The sequence below is a fragment of the Burkholderia sp. FL-7-2-10-S1-D7 genome (assembly GCF_001524185.1).
Taxonomy (GTDB): Bacteria; Pseudomonadota; Gammaproteobacteria; order Burkholderiales; family Burkholderiaceae; genus Burkholderia; species Burkholderia diffusa.
Genome location: NZ_LOWY01000015.1, coordinates 68,987 through 88,140, shown reverse-complemented (window position 1 = coordinate 88,140; position 19,154 = coordinate 68,987). Strand labels below are relative to the sequence as shown.

Sequence of the window (19,154 nt, the reverse complement as noted above, 5' to 3'; positions counted from 1 at the left end):
TACATGCAGAATGTCAGCCATCAGGGGTAACGGGCATCCTTTGGATTTCCCGTTCACCGCCCGCCGGAGGAAACCGAAATGGCCGACTTGCTCGAAGGTGCGCTGCCCCTGAACCTTGTGGCGATCGACGTCGCCCGTTATTCGAATGCCGTGTTGATCGAGTTGTCGGACGGGAAGCGTCAGCGCTTCCGGATGACCAACAACGCTTCTGACTTTGACCGGCTGTTGAGTTACCTTCAAGCGCTACCCGGCAATTGCCGGGTAGCGCTTGAGCCAACCGGTGACTACCATCGCCCGCTGGCTCACCGACTACTCACGGCCGGGCACGAGGTAGTCAGCATCAATTCCGTGGCACAGGCGCGGTATCGCGAAGCCATGTTCAACTCTTGGGACAAGAACGATCCGAAGGACGCACAGGTCATCCTGGAAATGCTCAGGCGTGGCACATATCAGCGTTACGTGGACCCGCAGATCGCCGGCCATCCTGACCTGCAGGAACTTGCAAAGACCTACTACCAGGTTTCTCGCGCACGCACCAAGGTGCAGCGCTCACTGATTAACCACTGCCTGCCCCTGTATTTCCCGGAAATGCACCGCTATTGGTGCACCACCCGCAACGAGTGGTTCGTGCGCTTTCTGCTCGAGTTTCCGACACCGACGCACGTACGCGCTCTAGATCGCGAAAGCTTTGTGGCTGCTGCATGGGATCTGGTCGGTCGCAAGGTGAACAAACGCGCCAAACTCGAAGAGATATGGGAAACAGCGGCACACACCGCTGCCTTGCCTCACGCGCTGGATTGCCTGGCTGTCGAGACATTCCGCATTACGCTGCGCCGGTACCAGGAGCTCAACGTGCTGAGAGAGGCAATCGAGGCGCGCGCCGAGGTGGAGCTTCACGATAATGCCGACTTCGCTCATCTAAAGACACTGCCGGGCATTGGCTCGGTGATCGCCATGACTATCCTCGCCGAGGCCGGCGACCTGCGCCGTTTCGGTCACCACCGTCAGTTCCTGAAGTACTGCGGGTTCGACTTGGCGAAGATACAGTCGGGCACCCAGCGGGGACGTGAGCAACTCTCCAAGCGCGGCAATGCGCGGTTGCGGCTAGCCTTCTGGATGGCAGGCATGGCTGCCGTGCGCATGAAGGAGAACTCCTTCCGCTCGAAATATGAACGTTACGTCCACGCTAATCCGGACGACGCTGACCTCAAGCGCAAGGCATTGACCGCCGTGGCAGCGGAGATGGCTCGCGTGGCTTACAGCATGATCAAGAAGAACCAGCCTTACAGGCAGTTCTTCGAACTCGGTTTACCCAGTGGATCGATCCCTCTCTCGGCTGCCGTAGGGGCGCAGGCGACCCCGTAGATAATGCTCGGACCTTCCGCTGGGGCTTCTATGCTGTTTTAGGTACGGTGAAGATCACGTCGTGTGCGATGAATCTTGTGTCTACTATGGTCAGCAAGCCTCCTCGATGCTGCGGAAGACCACTGGTTGGTTGTCATTCGCTCTTTGACAGCTCGCGCGCTGCATCTGGCCGTGCGCGCGGCCCCGCTTTGCCTAGCGTTGCACATTCTGCATGTACTACGGCAGCGAGTTCATTTCGAAGACGCTCGACAAATGGGCGTACGAGAACGGCGTGGAGATTGACTTCTCGCGTCCTGGCAAGCCGACCGACAACGCGAAGAATGAATCATTCAACGGACGCTTTCGGGAGGAATGCCTTAACGCACATTGGTTCTTGTCGCTGGAAGATGCCAGACGCAAAATCGAAGTCTGGCGCGAGTACTATAACGAGGCGCGTCCTCACTCTGCGCTGCAGTGGATGACACCGGCGGAATTCGCCCGCCAGTGCACCGATCGGGCCGATTTGGCCCGCCCCGAAGAGCCGGAATTTTCCAACTAAGACCGGGACGGAAATTGGGCTAGCCTCACTCGGATGCCCGTATATTTTGCTAACGCGGTCGAGCCATCCTTCAATTCCGCTAGAGCGCGTCTGACGAGGCTCGCCCGAGTGACGACAGCGTACGAAGGATCGATTGCACATCCTTACCGGCGCGCATGCACGCGAATCCTGCATTCGGCGCACGGTTGTCCCAGCGTCGCCGGCACTCGCGTCCTACAGTGGGCTAGATCAGCCGATCCTTCCTGCCTCGGATCGGCTCCTGATCTGGAGATCACGATATGACAGCCGACTACACCCTCACACACCGGATCGCGGGCGAGCCGCGCGACGCCGCACACGGCGAGTGGTTCGAGAAATTCGAACCGTGCACCGGACATCTGCTCGCCCGCGTCGCGGCCGGCACCGAAGCCGACGTCGACCGGGCCGTGCGCGCGGCGCGCACCGCATTCGGCGGCAGGGCGTGGTCCCGGTTGCCCGGCGCCGCGCGGGCGCAACTGCTGCTCCGGCTGGCCGACTTGCTCGAGCACGACGCGGAGCGCTTCGTCGAGCTGCTGGCGCGCGAGCAGGGGCGCCCAGCCATGGAGGTGCGCATGATGGACCTGCCGATGTCGATCGACACGCTGCGCTATTTCGCCGGCTGGGCCGACAAGCTCGAAGGCCGGCAGATTCCGACCGGCGGCTTCATGGGCCGCCCGACGGTCAACTATACGGTGCGCGAGGCCGTCGGCGTCGCCGGGCTGATCGTGCCGTGGAATGCGCCGCTGATGATCGCGTGCTGGAAGCTGGCACCCGCACTCGCTGCGGGCTGCACGGTCGTGATCAAGCCGTCGGAGGACGCACCGCTCGCCGTCGGCGCGCTGATAGATCTGGCCGCGCAGGCCGGCTTCCCGCCAGGTGTCGTCAATCTCGTGCACGGCATCGGAGCATCGGTCGGGGCCGCGCTCGTCAATCATCCGGGCGTCGACAAGATCAGCTTCACTGGCAGCACCGAAGTCGGCCGGACGATCGCGCGCGAAGCCGGCGCGCAATTCAAGCGGCTGACGCTCGAACTTGGCGGCAAGGCGCCGCAGATCATCTTCGAAGATGCGAACCTCGAACAGGCGGTCGCGGACGTCGCGATGGGGCTGTTCGTCAACCAGGGGCAGACGTGTGCGGCCGGCACGCGCGTGCTCGTACAGCGCCGTCACTACGACGACGTCGTCGGTGCGCTCGCGCACGCGGCGCGCTCGGTCAAGGTCGGCACGCCGTTCGACCCGGCGACGCAGATGGGCGCGCTGATCAGCGCGCGCCACGCCGATCGCGTGAAAACGCATATTGCAATGGCGCTTCGCGACGGCGCGACGCTGGTCGCGGGCGACGAGCCGGTACCGTCGCAAGGTTTCTTCGTGCGGCCGACGATCTTCGCGAACGTCGATCCGGCGATGTGCATCGCACGCGACGAGGTGTTCGGGCCGGTCGGCACGATCATCCCGTTCGATACCGAGGATGAGGCCGTCGCGCTCGCGAACGACACCGTTTACGCGCTCTCCGCGACGGTGTGGACGCGCGATCTCGCAACCGCCCATCGCACGGCCGCCCGCCTGCGAGTCGGCGCGGTGGCGGTGAATGCGTGGAGCCCGCTCGATGCACGGCTGCCCTGGGGCGGTTTCAAGGACAGCGGGGTCGGGCGTGACCTGTCGCAGAGCGGGCTCGATGCGTACCTGGAAGAGAAGGTCGTCACGATCGCGATGTAGCCGAAGCCGTGCCCGTTCCGGCACGGAAACACCACCACCACAACGAAACCACGGGCGTTGCGCCGCTGGCCCGCTCACCCCTATCGACAGACACATGACTACTCAAGACCTGACCTGCGATTACGTCGTCATCGGCGCTGGTTCCGCCGGTTGCGTCGTCGCCGCGCGGCTGATCCAGCAGAACGCCGGCTCGGTGCTGCTGCTGGAGGCCGGCACGCGCGACGACAATCCGTTTCACCGGATTCCGGGCGGCGTGATGCAGGTGTTCCAGAAGAAATCGTGGCCCTACATGACCGAACCGCAGCCGAACGCGAACGGTCGCCAGATGATCATCGCGCAGGGCAAGGTGCTGGGAGGTGGCAGTTCGGTCAACGGCATGATCTACATCCGCGGGCAGCGCGACGACTACGACGACTGGGCGACGCAATGGGGCTGCACTGACTGGCGCTACGACGACGTGCTGCCGTACTTCATGAAGGCGGAAGCGAACGAAAGCCTGGGGCCTGCGTATCACGGCCAGACCGGGCCGCTGCCCGTCAGCGAGAACCGCTATCGGCATCCGTTGACGGCCGCGTTCATCCGGGCCGGGCAGGAGATGGGGCTGTCCTACGTCAACGATTTCAACGGCGAAGTGCAGCAGGGCATCGGCTATTACCAGACGACAACGCGCAACGGCGAACGCGCGAGTACGGCCCGCACGTATCTGGCGTCGGTGCGCGACGACGCGAAGCTGAAGGTGGTGACAGGTGCGCTCGTGCACCGCATTCGCACCGATGCGGGGCGTGCGGTGGCGGTCGAATTCAGCGAGGGCGGCAATGCGCCGGTGTCGGTGCGCGTGCGCAAGGAGGTCGTCGTGAGCGCCGGGGCGATCGGGAGCCCGAAGGTACTGATGCTGTCCGGCATCGGGCCGACGGAGCAACTCGCCGCGCACGGGATCGACACGGTGGCCGCGTTGCCGGTCGGCAAGAACTTCCACGACCATCTGCACATGTCGGTGCAGGCGTCGATCCGCGCGCCGACCAGTCTCTACGGCGAGAATGCGGGGTTCCGGGCGATGCGCCATTTCCTGCAATGGAAATGCTTCCGCAGCGGGCTGCTGACCAGCAACATCCTCGAAGGCGGTGCTTTCATCGACACGCTCGGCACCGGGCGGCCGGACGTCCAGTTCCATTTCCTGCCGCTGCTCGACAATTTCGACAATACGCCGGGCGAGAAGCCGCCGGCGAGCGAGCACGGCATGTCGGTCAAGGTCGGCCATCTGCAACCGAAGTCGCGCGGGCAGGTGGGGTTGCGCAGCACGGACCCGGCGGATCTGCCGACGATCGATGCGAACTTCCTCAGCGATCCGGCCGACCTCGAAGGGCAGATCCGTGCCGTTCAGGCCGGGCTCCGGATCCTGTCGGCGAAGGCGCTGCAGACGCACGTGAAGGAGATCGTCGCGCCCGCGCGGATTGATCCGGACGACCGGGCGGCGATCGAGACGTTCGTGCGGCAGGACATCAAGACCGTCTATCACCCGGCCGGCACCTGCCGGATGGGTACGGACCCGCGGACCTCGGTGGTCGATCAGAAGTCGCTGCGCGTGCACGGCTTCGCGAACCTGCGCGTGATCGACTGCTCGATCTGCCCGCAGGTGCCCAGCGGTAATACCAATGCGCCTGCGATCATGATCGGCGAACGCGGCGCCGATCTGCTGCTCGGCCGATGAAGGACGCGGCGCACGGACGCACTGCGCCGCCGCCGCGCCGGCCGATGCCGGTGCGGACCCATTCGGGTCACAGCGGAAACACGGCCTTGAGCCAGAATGCCGCGCCTTCGGGGCGGTTGCGCACCTCGGTTTCCATCTGGTATTTGGCGGTCACGAACCAGCCCTTTCCACTGTCGTACTTGATCGACGGGCCGATCGCGAACGAACGGCCGCGATTGCCGGCGATGGTCTGCCCGGCCTGCGAATCGTCCGTTATCTGCCGGTAGAAATAGCCGCCCGCACCGACCGTCAGCCCGTTGCCAAAGCCCCAGCCCGCCGAATAGTCGACGATGAATTCCTGACCGGACCGATAGTCCGTCGCCGGGTTGCGCCGGTTGAAGGTCCACATGACCTTGGCGTCGAACACGGGCCCGGTGCGGCCGCCGTACGAGAGGCCGGCGATCGGCTGGATCGCCCAGTAGTGCCGGCCGATATTGGCGAGGTCGTTCCTGTCGTACCGGCCCGTCGGCGCGAAGACATCGACGGCGAGCAGCGTATGGAGCGTCGGCGTGACGTGCCAGCCGAGCGCCGGCCCGAACGTCATGTCGCCGATGCCGGTCCGTCGTTGCGATTGCCCACCCGCGTGGACATCGAGCGTGACGAGCGGCAGCAGCGCATGCATTGCCAGCGACGCGCCGGCGAAGGTGTACGGCGTCACCCACACGATTCGCGGCGTGACCGCATAAGCGGTGATGCTGAAATCCGGAGGTGCGACGTTGCGGCCGTCGTTGTCGCGCAGTTCGTCGGCGTGGTAGCGCTCGGCGTAGATCAGTGCATAGAGTCCGGGCGGCGGCAGCGCGCAGCACAGGTAACCCTCCGCGCCCGTCGGATACACGGAACCACCTCCTTCGGTCGCATGAGCGCCGTGCGCGGCGATGAGCGCGGAAAGCATCAGGGAAATGCGTAGCTTTTTCATCGTTTGTTTCCTGCTGCGGCGCATGAGTGGCCGCTGTTCGTCTTCGGGCGGTGTGTTCGACGGCGTGAGCCGGCAAACCCGAATGGATGGGGGCCGCTCGTCAGCAGGGTGCCGCGCCGTATCGCCGGTCGCATGTGTTTGCGTGCAGAGCCGTCAGGAGTGCGGTGCATCTAGGTGAAATCTTTACCGCATCAGGTAGCGTCCCGGCCGGGCATGGGCGTTATGTGAATTTTTTTTTGCGCGGCCGCGTCGTATGCTTCGATCCGATCCCCTCGATGCATGACCGGCACGCGTCGCCACACACGACCAGGAAGTCGGACGAGTCGATCATCGCGCCTGCGGTGTATGGATGCTCGCAGCCAGGTAATGGACGGACTTGAAAGCCGGATTTTTCTGGAGATGAACGTCATGATCGATTCGGGATCGCTTTCGCGGCGGCGGGAGGGCGGCATTGCGTGCTGGTCGGAGCAGATCCGGCATCGATTCTTTCCGCTGGAACTGAGCGCCGGCGCATCCGGAGAATTCGACGCACGCGTCGACGTGTTCGATCATGCGCGCTGCCGCGTCGCGCGTGTCTCGGCAAGCGCGCACAGCGCCTCCATCGGGCGCGACGCGTGCAGGACGCTGAAGCACCGCTACGTGAAAGTGATCTGGCAACTGAACGGCGCGGCGACGCTCGAACAGCGTGCGCGCGAGGTGGTCGTGCCGCCTGGACATTTCACGCTATACGAGGCGAGCAGCCCGTACTGTATTCAAAGCGATACAGGCGGCGAGTTCGTCACGATGCTGTGCGAAGTAGCCAATCATGACGCGTTGTTGGCATTGGCACGGCGCGCAATCTGCCGCGCGATGCCGACGACGGGCGGCGCGGCCGTCGCGCTCACCAGCCTGCAGGCGATGATCGCCGAGGGCTCGCGCATGAATCCGCGCAGTCGCTTCGGCGTGCTGGAGTTCGTGGCGGCGCTGATCGCCGAGGAAATTGACTTTGCGGACGGGACGGCGCCCGCGTCGCGGCGGAGGCTCCGCGAGGCGTTGCTGCGCGACGCGCAGCACTACATTCATCGGCACCTGGACGACGGCGAATTGTCGCCTGATCGGATCGCGGCGGCAATGAAGGTCTGTCGCCGCACGCTCTACCAAGCGTTCGAATCGATCGGCGAAAGTCCGCAGGCGATGATCCAGCGACTACGGCTCGAAAAGTGCTACGACGTGCTGTCGCAGACCAGCACCGACGGCGCGAGCATCACGCGCCTCGCGTTGCAGTCGGGTTTCTCCGATCCCGCGTATTTCGCGCGACTGTTCCGCCGGCGTTTCGGGGTGACGCCGTCGCAGTGTCGGGATGCGGCCATGCGGGACACGGGTGGGCCATTGCGTCGTTGACGCGAGTCGAAGGCATCGGTGCGAAACGGCGTGCCGTACGTACTTCGTGACGTGCGCCGGACACCGAAGCGCGGAACGTTGCATCGGAGCAATACCGCGTACTAAACTCAATCCGCACAATCGAATGCGATTCGCCGCTCGATACGCCGTTCTCGTCCATCTCGCCGTTGACCTGCGCGTGGCTGCGGTGGCTTGCGCGTTGACGCACGGCTGCCACGTAAACCATCGAGCGCTGCGACAGCCAATTCTGGACCACCGCGAGCGACTGGTGCTCGCATCAATCGCCTAAGCGACGATGGCCGCCATGTGGTGCCGGCTTCCGCCGATCAGGCGCCTGCACCGTTCTACACACTGTACATGGTCGTGATGAGCGCCTTTCCCGTAACTGTGCCGACCGTGTAGTGCATGCCTGCGCCCCAGTTGCGCTTGCTGGTGAGCGGCAGTTCTTCGCCAGCGCCGCACTTCTGGTTCGTATAGGCGGCACCCGCGCCGAACGGGCCGTTGTCGTCGCTTGCACCGCCGCTGACCGTATTGTTCTCGCCGATCAACCTCGCGACATTGCCGAACGAGGGTGAACGCAGCGTACGCAATATTGCGTGCGCTTATCGCCACAATCAGCGACGCTCCAGCCGAGGGACAGCGCGGCTGAAATAGACCAGACCGTCGCCATCGCTGCGGAGCCGGATAGCCTCCACTTCGACGAACATGACCGAATGCGAGTCGATCCGGGGTGCCCTTGATTTCCACGCATTTTTCCGGTCAGCTGCCGTTAGGTATCAGCATTCTATTCACCGAAAAATCGCTCCGTAATCTCGGTGTGGGGCGAGGCTGCGTTTTGCTATCTAACTTTATGTGAAAGCGATCCGAGCGTTGTTTCCTATAAGCCGATGCCGGGCCAAAGATCTCACGTCGGGGCAAATGAGGCAGCTAGCTGATGTGTCGCTTGCCAATGACGCGCACGAGATCTGGGCATTCTCGTCTAGCTTTCCTGTAAATAGAAAAATAAAATTAGAAGCATAAAGGAGCCAGTTATTTGGAAGACGGTCGATGAATTGTCAACAAAATCGATATTTATTCAGAATTGGATATGCCTTCGCGCTTGCATGAGTCGAATTCGCGACATTTCCACCAGTGCGGAGCGGACTGTCATAAACCGGCTTCATATCAGAGATGAAGAGGTCACGCTTCGGCGTTTAGTTGAGAGCCAGGGAATTGATTTCGGAACAATGCTTGGGGAAATCGCCTCTCAGCTTGCAACAGGGGAACTGCATTCGGAATTGGAGGAACACCATTTTGACTTGCTGTCTACTCTCTGGAGAAGATGATGATCATGTCCTCTCCTTTCCGCTCTAGATATTCAGTCCCACTTTCGTGGAGAGACTGGTCGACTTGGCCTACCCCAGAGATAACCGCCATTCAGTGTCGCGTGCCGGACCCTTCGTCAGGATGAACGCGCCAGCGAGATAGAAGGAACCTTACCTCTACGGCGCGATTGCCCGCTCAAACTCGGCTGTCGCAGAACGCGTGACTGCGGCCACCGGGCGCTGCAGCAGCATCGCGGGGAGGTGACATTCTCACTTCGCAAGCTGTGACAACTTTGCAATGGCCTATGGCTGTCATGCTGGCGACGCTACGCAATTATCCGCTGGCGGCGCGCACGCATGTGAGGCCGATGAGTTGCGCGACACTTGTGTCGGAAGGGATTTACCCGCTGGCGGCGCACTTAGTGCGCATCCGAATCTCGCGTTCGCACCGGTTCCCGACTGCATTACGTGTGTTCCAAAGCTCGTTACGGATCGCTACGTCAACGACGGTGTGCCGTTGGTCGCGCGACAGCAAATTCCGCTCGATCAAATTGGGCGGAATCTCATAGAGCGCTCCCTTGCCTCGGTGGTCTCATCTTTGATGTTGCCGGATGCTCAGGAGCCTCGCTCGCGAAGCATCCACAGCGTCAGGTCTCGAATCTGATCGGTCGTGACGCGCTCGTGCAGGATCAGCGTGCGTAGATAAACTGCGCCGATCAGGCAATGAAGTAGGGGCATTGGATCCGCCCCCTGCGACCACTCGCCCATTCTTGCGGCGCGGTCGAAAATCTGCTGAACCGCCGAAAAGCGGTTCGTCCACAACCTGCGCAGTTCGCCCGTCACGGCCGCGTCGTTGTACGTGGCCAGCACGAACTGAATGGCAGACCTGCCCACACCCGTTCGCAAGTAGCGCGCGGTTGCCGACAGCAGCGCGACGAGATCCGCGTGAAGCGAGCCCCGATCCGGTATCGCGATGTGCTCGGCAAAAAGCTCGAAGACGGCCTCCATCATCAGCCCTTCCTTGCTCTTCCAGCGGCGATAGATCGAACTCTCATGCACGCCCGCGAGCGCTGCGATGGCGCCGATGTTGAGCCCCTCGAAACCCGCTGCCTGCAGTTGGGCAATCGTTGCGGAGATCACGGCTTCACGGACGCGTGCGCTGCGGCCGCCAAGGCGGCGACGTGGCGACGGCGATTCTTGTTCAGCTGACTTTGGCATGAGCAGATTTTACACATCGTTTCATCGACTGCCTGCCTCGTCACGGCAGTCCGGACACGACTACGACCACGCGACGGCCGACAGGCATGCGGTAAACACTAACGCAAGTTTACTTGCGTTAGTGGCGCGAGTCGGGAAACATGGCAACTCGTTCACCCACGCTACGGAGGTTCAAGTGAAAGCAGTGACGTTTTTCAAGTCAGGTACAGAGGTGGCTTGCGAGGACATCCTCAGAATTGAAGTTAAAAGGGCGCGCTACATGATGGCCTTGCTCATGGAGAAACTGGGGGCGGACGGCATGGTCAGCCTGTTCGCGAAGGAGATCGCGGAGCACGAATCGAAAGAGAAGGATTGGTCACTGCGTGCGAATGGGCGCTTCAGTTCATCGGTTGCCGAAGCACGCATCGCGGTGGGCACCAGCGCAGAATTCGTGAGTTGGTTCTGGGCGGGGTATGACGGGCCGAACAGCCCGGCAATGCTCCGGGCCCACCCTGAGCATCTCGGTGCGCTATCGCTCTCGGACGGGCGTGTCGGCATTCTGGAAGTACCCGGCCATACAAAGTCGCCGGCCCTCCTGAAGCTCCGCCATCTGGATGACTGGAGTGGTATCCCGATCGAATTGGCGCCCGATATGCCGCATCGGATGATGGGGCGCGTCGAGACGCCCGATGGCATGACCGTTGGTTACTTGCTGCACCAATTCAGGGACACGCTTCCGGGGTTCGATGCACGGTTGGAGATCTTCTGGCCATCGACCGCGCCAGAAGAACTCATTCATGGCCACTCGGACCACCTGATGGTCGAGTGGTGCAACTGGTTCGAGCTCTATGCTATTTCGCGGACGCAAGCAAACGACTTGATGCCGTTGGCGCTTTCCGTGAATACATAACTGGCCCATCGGTTCGCGTACTTCGAGCAGGCAAGTGCGGCGCGGGCCGCTTGTGCGGAGCGTCAAGCAGCACCGGAAACACGCTACTGCTTTGCCACGTCATCGAAGCCGTGGACCGATTGCGGCCGATGTGCGCTCAAATTTGCGATTCGAGCCCATGGCAACGTCGCGAGGGACGTCAATCCCGAACCGGCGGAGGTTCAAAAAAAACAACGCCTCGGCGTGCATGCCTGGGGGGACTCCGAGGACAGAAGCCAAAACGGCCATCGGTCCGGTTGAATTTGATCGCCATGCGTCGAGCGCCGCATAGAGGCAGTCTCTTATTCAATTATTTTGTAGTCCTGCATGACTGGAGGAGACATTAAAACGTGAGCAAGATGCAAAAAATCCGCCCGATGCTGCTGATCCCTATCTCGATCGCAGTACTGGGCTTACCGCCAAAAGTGCATGCGCAAAGTAACGTCACACTGTATGGTGTCGTGGACACCGGCGTGATGTACACGAGCCGCACCTTCGACGCTGGAGCGGGGGCGAGCGGCCCGCATCAGGTATCAGCAACGGATGGCGGGATCTCGGGTTCTCACTTCGGTATCACCGGTGCCGAGGATTTGGGAGCAGGTACAAAGGCGATCTTTACACTGGAAAGCGGGTTTACTACGAACAACGGGGCGCTGGGCAACTCGAACGGGAATCTCTTCGGGCGGCAAGCCTTCGTTGGTCTCTCCGGACACTTCGGTACCGTCAAGGCCGGCCTGCAATACTCGCCGTTCGGACTTGCGATCGTCGATACGGACGCGCGGCATGCGTCGTTCTTCGGGAGTCAGGCCGGCATTTACATGGGCAACTTTTTTGCGACCGGAATTTTCGTCGCCAATGCCGTGTCCTATACGAGCCCGACAATCGCCGGCATACAGGCGAGTGCATTGCTTGCACTGGGTGGCGATCCAAAGGGATTTCAGGCGGGGCGCCAATATGCGGCTCGCGTGAGATACGAATGGAAAGATCTGGTCGTGAACGCGGCCCTGTTCAGTGGAAATCCCGGCGGGTCAGCCAGCATTTCTACGCCATTCCCGTCAACGATCGAATTCAGCGGTCGTACGATCGGCGCGAGCTATAGGTGGGGAGGCGCAACCTTCAAGGGATCGTACACAAGCTACAAGATCGCCGGTTCCTTCAATGAGAAAGTGTACGCTGCGGGCGGCGAATATCTGATCACGCCGACACTGTCCACCGACGTAGGCGTTTGGTACATGCGGGACAGCCACGACTCGGCGAATCATTCTTTGCTGGCGTCTGCCGGGCTGGACTACTTTCTGTCGAAACGAACGACCTTGTACGGCTCCGCGGCATGCGTGAACAACCACGGGTTGATGCACACCGGGTTCACCGTGAATGGTGCGCTGTATGAGCCAACCGGTAGCAGTGTGGGCATCGTCGTTGGCGTTCGTCACCTCTTCTAGCACACCCGAGAAACATATGCCGTCAAATCGCCGTCAGTGTTAGTTGCTGGCGGCGATTTCACGGATGCTTCCTGGCATTGGGGGGCGGTGTTCAAGCACGATGCGCGGACACCGCGAGTCCACGGGATCGGTGTTTCAAAGCGCGAGGACCACGAACGTGGCCCTCGCATTGAATTAGTGACCGGCTGCGAAATAACTTGCGGTCAATGAGCGCTTTCCGCGGCCGGCACCTGCAAAACGGTTCCGTGGTTGGTGCCGAAACCGATTCGTGCAAAACCGGCGCGTTCGCACCAGCCCCGGAAAATGACGGTATCGCCGTCGTCGAGGAACGTGCGGCTTTCACCATTGCCGATATCCACGGGTTGCGCGCCGCCTGCCGTGAGTTCGATCAACGCACCGGCTTCGCCCGATGACGGGCCGGAGATGGTGCCGCTTCCCAGCAGGTCACCCGGCTGGAGGTTGCAGCCCCCCATTGTGTGGTGCGCGATCATCTGCCCCAGCGTCCAGTACTGGTGCCGGAAACTGGTGCGCGTCAACGTGCGCGGTTGCAGCCCTTGCGCGAGCTGACGCGCGCTGAGGATCGACACCTCGAGCTGGATGTCGAACGCACCGGCCGTGCTGTTGTCGTCTGAGGACAGGTAGTCGAGTGGCTGCGGGCGTTCGGCGACGCGTGACCACGTGGTGCGGTACGGCAGCAATGCTTCGAGGGTTACCAGCCAGGGCGATATCGTCGTCGCGAAATTTTTCGCGAGGAATGGCCCGAGCGGCTGCATTTCCCACGACTGGATGTCGCGCGCGGACCAATCGTTCAGCAGGCAGAGCCCGAAAATGTGCCGTTGAGCCTCACGCAGCGGGATTGGAGTACCGCGTGGATTGCCGACCCCGATCACTGCGCCTAGTTCCAGCTCGTAGTCGAGCCGGCGACATGCATCGTGGACGGGAGAGGCGGACGGATTCGGGCGATATTGTCCCATTGGCCGGTAGACCTGCTGACTGCTGACGCCAATCGACGACACGCGGCCATGATAAGCGATGGGTAACCAGTCGAAATTCGGGCTGATCGCCATGCCGAGCGGGCGGCTGCAGTTCACCGCATGATCGAGAGAGGTGTAGAAATCGGTGTAGTCGCCGATGCGCACGGGTACGGCGTACTCGGCTTCCGCTTGTGATACCAGCGTCTTCCGTACTCCCGGCTCATGCGGACTACCGGCCCGAAGCAGTTCGAAGAGTGAGTGGCGCAGTGCCTGCCAGGCAGCCGGCCCCATATCGAGCAGTGCATTCAGCGTGGTTGCCGTTGCCGCTCGCACGGCCTCGAGTGCCAGACCGTCCATGCAGCCCGCTTGCTGTAGCGCAGCGAGGTCGACAATCTGGTCGCCGATCGCGATCCCGCCACGCCAGGTCTCGCCTCCGCCCCGGCGGCGAAACACGCCGATTGGCAAATTCTGCAACGGAAAGTCAGTCCCCGCCACGTTGGCCGCTTCCAGCCAGCTGCGTTGAGTGACGTCATGTGTGTGATTCAGTTCCATTGAGGCTCCTCGCCTATACGGTTCGATGCAGGTCGCAAGCTGTTGCATTGAGGGCGTCGTCGAAGATCGCGACTGCGCGAGTCCAGCCAGCGGAGGCGCCCCGGATTTTGTGCGGGAAGCACGAGATGAAGAAGCCGTGAGTTGGCAGCACCTCGAGATTGTGGAGTTTTTCCAGATGGCAATAGCCGATCTTGCGGCCGGCCTTGTGTCCTTCCCAGATCAGCGATGCATCACGCGTTTCGGAATATTTCTTTGCGGTATGTACGAATGGTGCGTCCCAACTCCACGCGTCGGTGCCAGTCAGACGAACCCCTCGCTCGAGCAGGTACATGGTTGCGTCGAAGCCCATGCCGCAACCCGAGGAAACATAGTCGGGTTGTCCATAGCGCTTGCCTGCACGCGTGTTGATGATGACGATTTCAAGCGGTTTGAGTTCGTGACCGATGCGCGCAAGTTCGAATTCGACGTCAGTAGCGGTCACGACGTAGCCATCGTCGAAGCCAGTGAAATCAAGCTTCACGCCGGGTTGGAAGCACCAATCGAGCGGGACTTCGTCGATGGTTGTCGAACGCTGCCGCTCGCCCCTCGAATCGTTCATCGTGCTGTGGAAGTGGTACGGCGCATCCAGATGAGTACCGTTGTGTGTGCTCAACTGAATGTGTTCGATGGCCCAGCCTTCTTTGTCAGGCAGGTCGGTTTCCTGTAGGCCGGGAAAGAAGGCCGTAACGGCTTTGGCCGTATTCCGGTGCGTCAGATACTGAATCTTGGGGCCGTAACCCGGTGGATCGGAAATGACGTCGTTTTCCAGATAGATCGAAAGATCGACGAAGCGTCGTGTCATGTGCGGTTGCTCCTGGTTTGGGGGGACTTACCACCGACGCCGCATAGCATCGTTCATGTTATGCAGACTGTACGATCGTACAGTCAGTATTGTGTTGGTGTAAACTGGCGGCGCGTAATGAACGGAATGGCATTCGCGGAAATCGAGTCACAGGACAGCGGAGACACCATGCAATCGAAGGAAGTCACGGGACGGGCGACCGGCGTCCGGCGCGGGAAGGGAGCGCAACAGGCGGTCGAGACGAGCAAGCGCGAGCGGGTGCTCGACGTGGCAGAGCGACTGTTCGCCGAAGGCGGTTTCGATGGCGTTTCGATGCGGGATATTGCGTCGGCGGCAGAGGTTGGGCTGCCGCTGATCGTGTATCACTTCGAGACGAAGATGGGCCTGTACCGCGCCCTGTTCGAGCGCCGCAAGACGGTGCTCGACACCCGGTTGGCTTTGCTTCGTGAACCAGTCGCCGAAGGTGAAGACCCGCTTGAGCATATCGTGCGAGCCTTCGTGCTCCCGGTGATGCAAATCCAGAATACCGAGTCCGGACTTGCGTATGCCAAACTCGTTGCGCGCGAAGCTTCCGATCCACGCGAGGCCGAGCGCGGCATCGTTGCTCAATATTTCGATCCGTTTGCGGCGGAATTCATCAAGGAAATCAGGAGAACGCTGCCAGGCCATAGCGCCAACTATGCGCACTGGGCCTACTTGTTCGCGGTGGGCGCGTTGGTGATGAGCGCGTTCGACAGTCGCATCGAGCGTATCTCGGGCGGCAAGATCAAGGCCGGCGCCCTGAAGCGCAAGGCCGAGCATCTGGTGACTTTCATTTCCGCCGGGATTCGCGCTGGCGCAACCTCTGACGCGCGTGCACCAGCCGCTTAGGCGGTATCTTGTTGTGGAACGCCATTTGCATCGATCGTGACGAAATGGAACTTACCACTAAGCGCGATTGCACGCTCAAACTCGGGTGTCCCACAACGCGCGATCGGGGCTGCCGGTGCCGCATGGGAGTTGACACTGGGCTTCGCAGGGCCGCGGTCAGTGACATCTTTATTTCGCAAACGGTGACAACTTTACTTTGTTCTGTGGCTACGTGTATGGCCCGCGGTCGCCGGATGACCTCGGGCCGCTTCACTTTTCATGAAGATGCGGATCGCTGTCGCGCACCTTCGTCACGCAAGCTACTCCACCACCTTGAACACCCGGTTCTTCTCGATCATGCCGGCTTTCGGGAGCTTGCCGTCATCGTGGGCCTCGGGCCGCAGATGCCGCTCGTCGAGCGCCGGCCCCGTATAGCGGCTGCGCGGCCGGATCACCTTGCCGACGCGCAGTTGCTCGATGCAGTGTGCGAGCAGCCCGACACTGCGCGCGATCGCAAACAACCCGAATGCCGCATCGGGCGGCAATTGAAGCTGTACCGCCAGCATCACAAGCGCGACGTCGATGGTCGGCCGCTGGCCGGTGAGCGTCGTGACCTTGTCGACGAAGTGCACGAGTTCGGCTGGTGGATCGAGTCGCGCGAGCAGCGCGGCCGCGCGCGGATCGCCGTCGGGGTAAAGATGGTGGCCGAAACCTGGAATCGGGATCGCGGACTTCAGGTGATGATCGACCACGCGCTCGGCGCCGAGCCGTTCAACGTCGTCGAACACGGCACGCACGCGCCCCGACGCGTCGCCGTGCAGCGGGCCGGACAATGTCGTGAGGCCCGTCAGCAGGCAGCCGGCGAGCGACGCGCCGGTCGACGCGGTGATGCGTGCGGCGAACGCCGAACTCGTGATCTCGTGATCGGCGACCAGCACCATCGCACGGCGCAGCAGGTCCGCGCCATGGTCGTCGACGCCCCAGCCCGCCGCGAGCCGCCGATGGATCCAGGGCCGCCCCGCATCGGCATCGTCGTGCGCGCCGAACGCGCGCGACACAATCGCGACGAGCTGCCCGGCCTCGGTGTGCAGCGCGCTGTCGAGCCGGCCGAGCGTCGAGTGACCGTGCGCGGCCAGTGTCGCGAGCATCGTGAACGCGCATTGCCGATCGCGCTCGCTGGGCGCCAACGCAACCGCCGGCGCGTCGAACGACACAGGCGTGGTGGCTTGCCACAGCAGCGCGGCCGTTTCCTCGAGCGTGGCGGTGTCCGCGAGTTGAATGCTGTCGCGGCCGCGATACCACGCGCGGCCCTTGGAGAAAGTGGTGATGCCGCTGTAGATGCACGGCTCGGCGCCGAAGATCGTGCTGGCCGCCAGCGCTGCCCGCTTGCGGCCGACCTGTTTCTTGCGGCACAGCGCGACCACGTCGTCGGCGCGGTACAGGCTCTTGCGCGGATCGTCGGGATCCTGCATCACGGCGATGCTGCCGCGGCTCGCATACGCATAGATGGTCTGCGCCCGCACGCCGAGCCGCCGCGCCGCTTCCGTCAGGGTGATCCAGTTCTGCATGGCGTGTCGTGATCAGATGCGGCCGGCGACCGGCCGCTTGCGACGACTATAGACCGGGTTCAACTGAATGTCATCTCGGCGGCGCGCCGCTCGAGCACCTCAACGAGGATGTTGCCCGGTGCGCGCACGAAACAACCGCGCACGCCGGCGCGAATACGCGTCACCGGTTGCACGATTTCCGCGCCATTGTCGACCAGATGCGCGTAGGCGGCATCGAGATCCTCGACCAGCACGCCGAAGTGATCGATGCCTTGCACGCGCGCGTCGTCCGGCACGATCGCCGAACGCGCATCCGGCTGTGCCGTGATGAACAAGTTGACAGTGCCGAGCCGCAGGTCGACGCGGCCGGGGCGTCGCACGACTTCGGCGTTCAGGCAACGCGCGAACCATGCGGCCGTGGCCTCGGCATCAGCTGAGCAGAGTTGCAGGTGATCCCATTTGAATTCGATCATGATCGAGGTCAGTACGTGAAGGAGTGGCCGGGATGGGAGGTGAACGTGGTCAGAGCTCGATACGCGACAGCTTGCCGAGCAATACCGAGTACGACAGCGTGCCGACGAGGCAGATCGCGCCCATCAGGTTTAGCGCCCAGAAAAAGTTGCCGGTGTGCTGCGTCACGTAGCCGATCATCAGGGGCGTGGTGACGGCCGCGATATTCGCGGCAAGGCTGGTGATGCTGCTGGTGAGCCCGACATAGCGTTTCGGCGCGATTTCGGACACGGCGGCCCACGACATCGAGCCGATCCCCTGCGCGAAGAACGCGATGGTGAGGATCGCGATCACCAGCGCATTCGAGTGCACGAAATTGACGAGTACGATCGATGCGCCGAGGAAGGTGCCGATCACGAGCGGCGCCTTGCGGGACGACGACATCGACACGCCGCGCCGGATGCAGAGATCGGACAGATAGCCGGCGATCAGGATCCCGAGCGTCGCGCCGATGAACGGCATCGCCTGGAAGAAGCCGACCTTGATCATCGACATGTGCCGCTCTTCGACGAGATAGGTCATGAACCACGTCGTGAAGAACACCAGTAGCGTGTTGTTGCAGAACTTGCCCAGACAGATCGCGAGGATCTGCCGGTAGCCGAGCAGGCGCAGCGCCATGCGCCAGTCGAACGGGTCGCGCGCGGTCACCACAGGCCGCCCTTCGGTGATGTACTGTAGTTCGGCCGCGTTGACGCGCGGATGCCGGGACGGATCGCGATAGAGGCGGTACCAGACAACGCTGAACAGGATGCCGAACGCGCCGGTCGCGAAGAAGACCGTACGCCAGCCGAACGCCGACGAGATCCACAGCAGCAGTCCGGTGAAGAGCGGTGTGCCGATGTACTGGCCCATCACGTACACACTCGTCGCAAACCCGCGCTCCTGGACCGGAAACCACATCGTCACCGCGCGCGCGTTCGACGGAAACGCTGGCGCCTCGAGCGCGCCCATCGCGAGCCGCGAGCCGAGCAGCATGTGATAGCCGTGCGCGAGCCCTTGCGTGAGCGTCGCAAGCGACCAGCCGACGAGCGACAGCGCATACGCTACGCGCGAGCCGAGCAGGTCGGCGAGCACGCCTGCCGGCAGCAGTGCGATCGAGTACGCGAGGCCGAACACCGCGAACAGCTCGCCCATCTGCACGCGGGTGAGCGCGAGATCCTTCGACAGCGCAGGCGCGACGATGCCGAGCGCCGAGCGGTCGACGTAGTTGAGGATGGTAGCCACCAGCAGCATCGACAGCACGCCGTAGCGCACCCTCGATCGTCTCGCGAGGGCTGCGGGCGCGTCGAGATCGCGCATCACCGAAACCTGCTCTTCTGCGGTTTTCAATG

General features: G+C 62.3%; 15 protein-coding genes and 1 pseudogene. 8 read left to right on the top strand and 8 right to left on the bottom strand.

Annotated elements, in window-relative coordinates; genetic code table 11:
• Positions 1-78 precede the first annotated feature (78 nt).
• From WS75_RS07105 to WS75_RS07090, 4 genes and pseudogenes are all read left to right on the top strand, one after another.
• A complete protein-coding gene (locus WS75_RS07105) occupies positions 79-1,365 on the top strand; it encodes an IS110 family transposase (RefSeq protein WP_059679842.1) in 1,287 nt (428 codons plus the stop codon).
• Positions 1,366-1,585: 220 nt separating this feature from the next.
• A pseudogene (locus WS75_RS07100) lies at positions 1,586-1,903 on the top strand (integrase core domain-containing protein); the annotation flags it as partial.
• Positions 1,904-2,181: 278 nt separating this feature from the next.
• Positions 2,182-3,636 (top strand): aldehyde dehydrogenase family protein, encoded by a 1,455-nt coding sequence (locus tag WS75_RS07095; RefSeq protein ID WP_059679840.1) that lies wholly within the window; start codon positions 2,182-2,184, stop codon positions 3,634-3,636.
• Positions 3,637-3,730: 94 nt separating this feature from the next.
• On the top strand, positions 3,731-5,344 hold the full coding sequence (locus tag WS75_RS07090) for a GMC family oxidoreductase (RefSeq protein WP_059679839.1): 1,614 nt from the start codon (positions 3,731-3,733) through the stop codon (positions 5,342-5,344).
• 67 nt (positions 5,345-5,411) lie between these two features.
• On the opposite strand, the gene WS75_RS07085 is transcribed toward WS75_RS07090, so the two are convergent.
• Complete coding sequence (locus WS75_RS07085; protein ID WP_059679838.1) at positions 5,412-6,299, bottom strand: SphA family protein; 888 nt, start codon at positions 6,297-6,299, stop codon at positions 5,412-5,414.
• A gap of 279 nt (positions 6,300-6,578) precedes the next feature.
• Between WS75_RS07085 and WS75_RS07080 the strand changes: the two genes are divergently transcribed.
• The gene (locus WS75_RS07080) at positions 6,579-7,679 is read left to right on the top strand and encodes a helix-turn-helix domain-containing protein (RefSeq protein WP_059679837.1); all 1,101 of its coding nucleotides are present in this window, start codon (positions 6,579-6,581) and stop codon (positions 7,677-7,679) included.
• Positions 7,680-8,023: 344 nt separating this feature from the next.
• Here WS75_RS07080 and WS75_RS07075 read toward each other — a convergent pair whose 3' ends face one another.
• The gene (locus tag WS75_RS07075) at positions 8,024-8,269 is read right to left on the bottom strand and encodes a hypothetical protein (RefSeq protein ID WP_156429725.1); all 246 of its coding nucleotides are present in this window, start codon (positions 8,267-8,269) and stop codon (positions 8,024-8,026) included.
• 1,329 nt (positions 8,270-9,598) lie between these two features.
• The gene (locus WS75_RS07070; RefSeq protein ID WP_257129342.1) at positions 9,599-10,123 is read right to left on the bottom strand and encodes a TetR/AcrR family transcriptional regulator; all 525 of its coding nucleotides are present in this window, start codon (positions 10,121-10,123) and stop codon (positions 9,599-9,601) included.
• Positions 10,124-10,376: 253 nt separating this feature from the next.
• On the opposite strand from WS75_RS07070, the gene WS75_RS07065 reads away from it, so the two are divergent.
• The gene (locus tag WS75_RS07065; protein ID WP_257129341.1) at positions 10,377-11,090 is read left to right on the top strand and encodes a hypothetical protein; all 714 of its coding nucleotides are present in this window, start codon (positions 10,377-10,379) and stop codon (positions 11,088-11,090) included.
• A 377-nt stretch (positions 11,091-11,467) separates the two neighbouring features.
• Positions 11,468-12,550 (top strand): porin, encoded by a 1,083-nt coding sequence (locus tag WS75_RS07060; protein WP_257129346.1) that lies wholly within the window; start codon positions 11,468-11,470, stop codon positions 12,548-12,550.
• A 203-nt stretch (positions 12,551-12,753) separates the two neighbouring features.
• Here WS75_RS07060 and fahA read toward each other — a convergent pair whose 3' ends face one another.
• Positions 12,754-14,076 carry a fumarylacetoacetase gene (gene fahA, locus WS75_RS07055; RefSeq protein WP_059679832.1) on the bottom strand — a complete coding sequence of 441 codons (1,323 nt, stop codon included), beginning with the start codon at positions 14,074-14,076 and terminating at the stop codon, positions 12,754-12,756.
• Positions 14,077-14,089: 13 nt separating this feature from the next.
• The gene (locus WS75_RS07050) at positions 14,090-14,917 is read right to left on the bottom strand and encodes a cyclase family protein (RefSeq protein WP_059679831.1); all 828 of its coding nucleotides are present in this window, start codon (positions 14,915-14,917) and stop codon (positions 14,090-14,092) included.
• Positions 14,918-15,085: 168 nt separating this feature from the next.
• On the opposite strand from WS75_RS07050, the gene WS75_RS07045 reads away from it, so the two are divergent.
• Positions 15,086-15,787, top strand: a complete 702-nt coding sequence (locus tag WS75_RS07045) for a TetR/AcrR family transcriptional regulator (protein WP_059679966.1) — start codon at positions 15,086-15,088, stop codon at positions 15,785-15,787.
• Positions 15,788-16,086: 299 nt separating this feature from the next.
• Here the strand turns inward: WS75_RS07045 and WS75_RS07040 are convergent, their stop codons facing one another.
• From WS75_RS07040 to WS75_RS07030, 3 genes are read right to left on the bottom strand one after another with little or no spacing between them, the layout of a single operon-like run.
• The gene (locus WS75_RS07040) at positions 16,087-17,334 is read right to left on the bottom strand and encodes a citrate/2-methylcitrate synthase (RefSeq protein ID WP_059679830.1); all 1,248 of its coding nucleotides are present in this window, start codon (positions 17,332-17,334) and stop codon (positions 16,087-16,089) included.
• A 59-nt stretch (positions 17,335-17,393) separates the two neighbouring features.
• Positions 17,394-17,786, bottom strand: coding sequence for a VOC family protein (locus WS75_RS07035; RefSeq protein WP_059679829.1), 393 nt, complete (start codon positions 17,784-17,786; stop codon positions 17,394-17,396).
• Between the two features lie 49 nt (positions 17,787-17,835).
• On the bottom strand, positions 17,836-19,122 hold the full coding sequence (locus tag WS75_RS07030) for an MFS transporter (RefSeq protein WP_059679828.1): 1,287 nt from the start codon (positions 19,120-19,122) through the stop codon (positions 17,836-17,838).
• Positions 19,123-19,154: the final 32 nt, after the last annotated feature.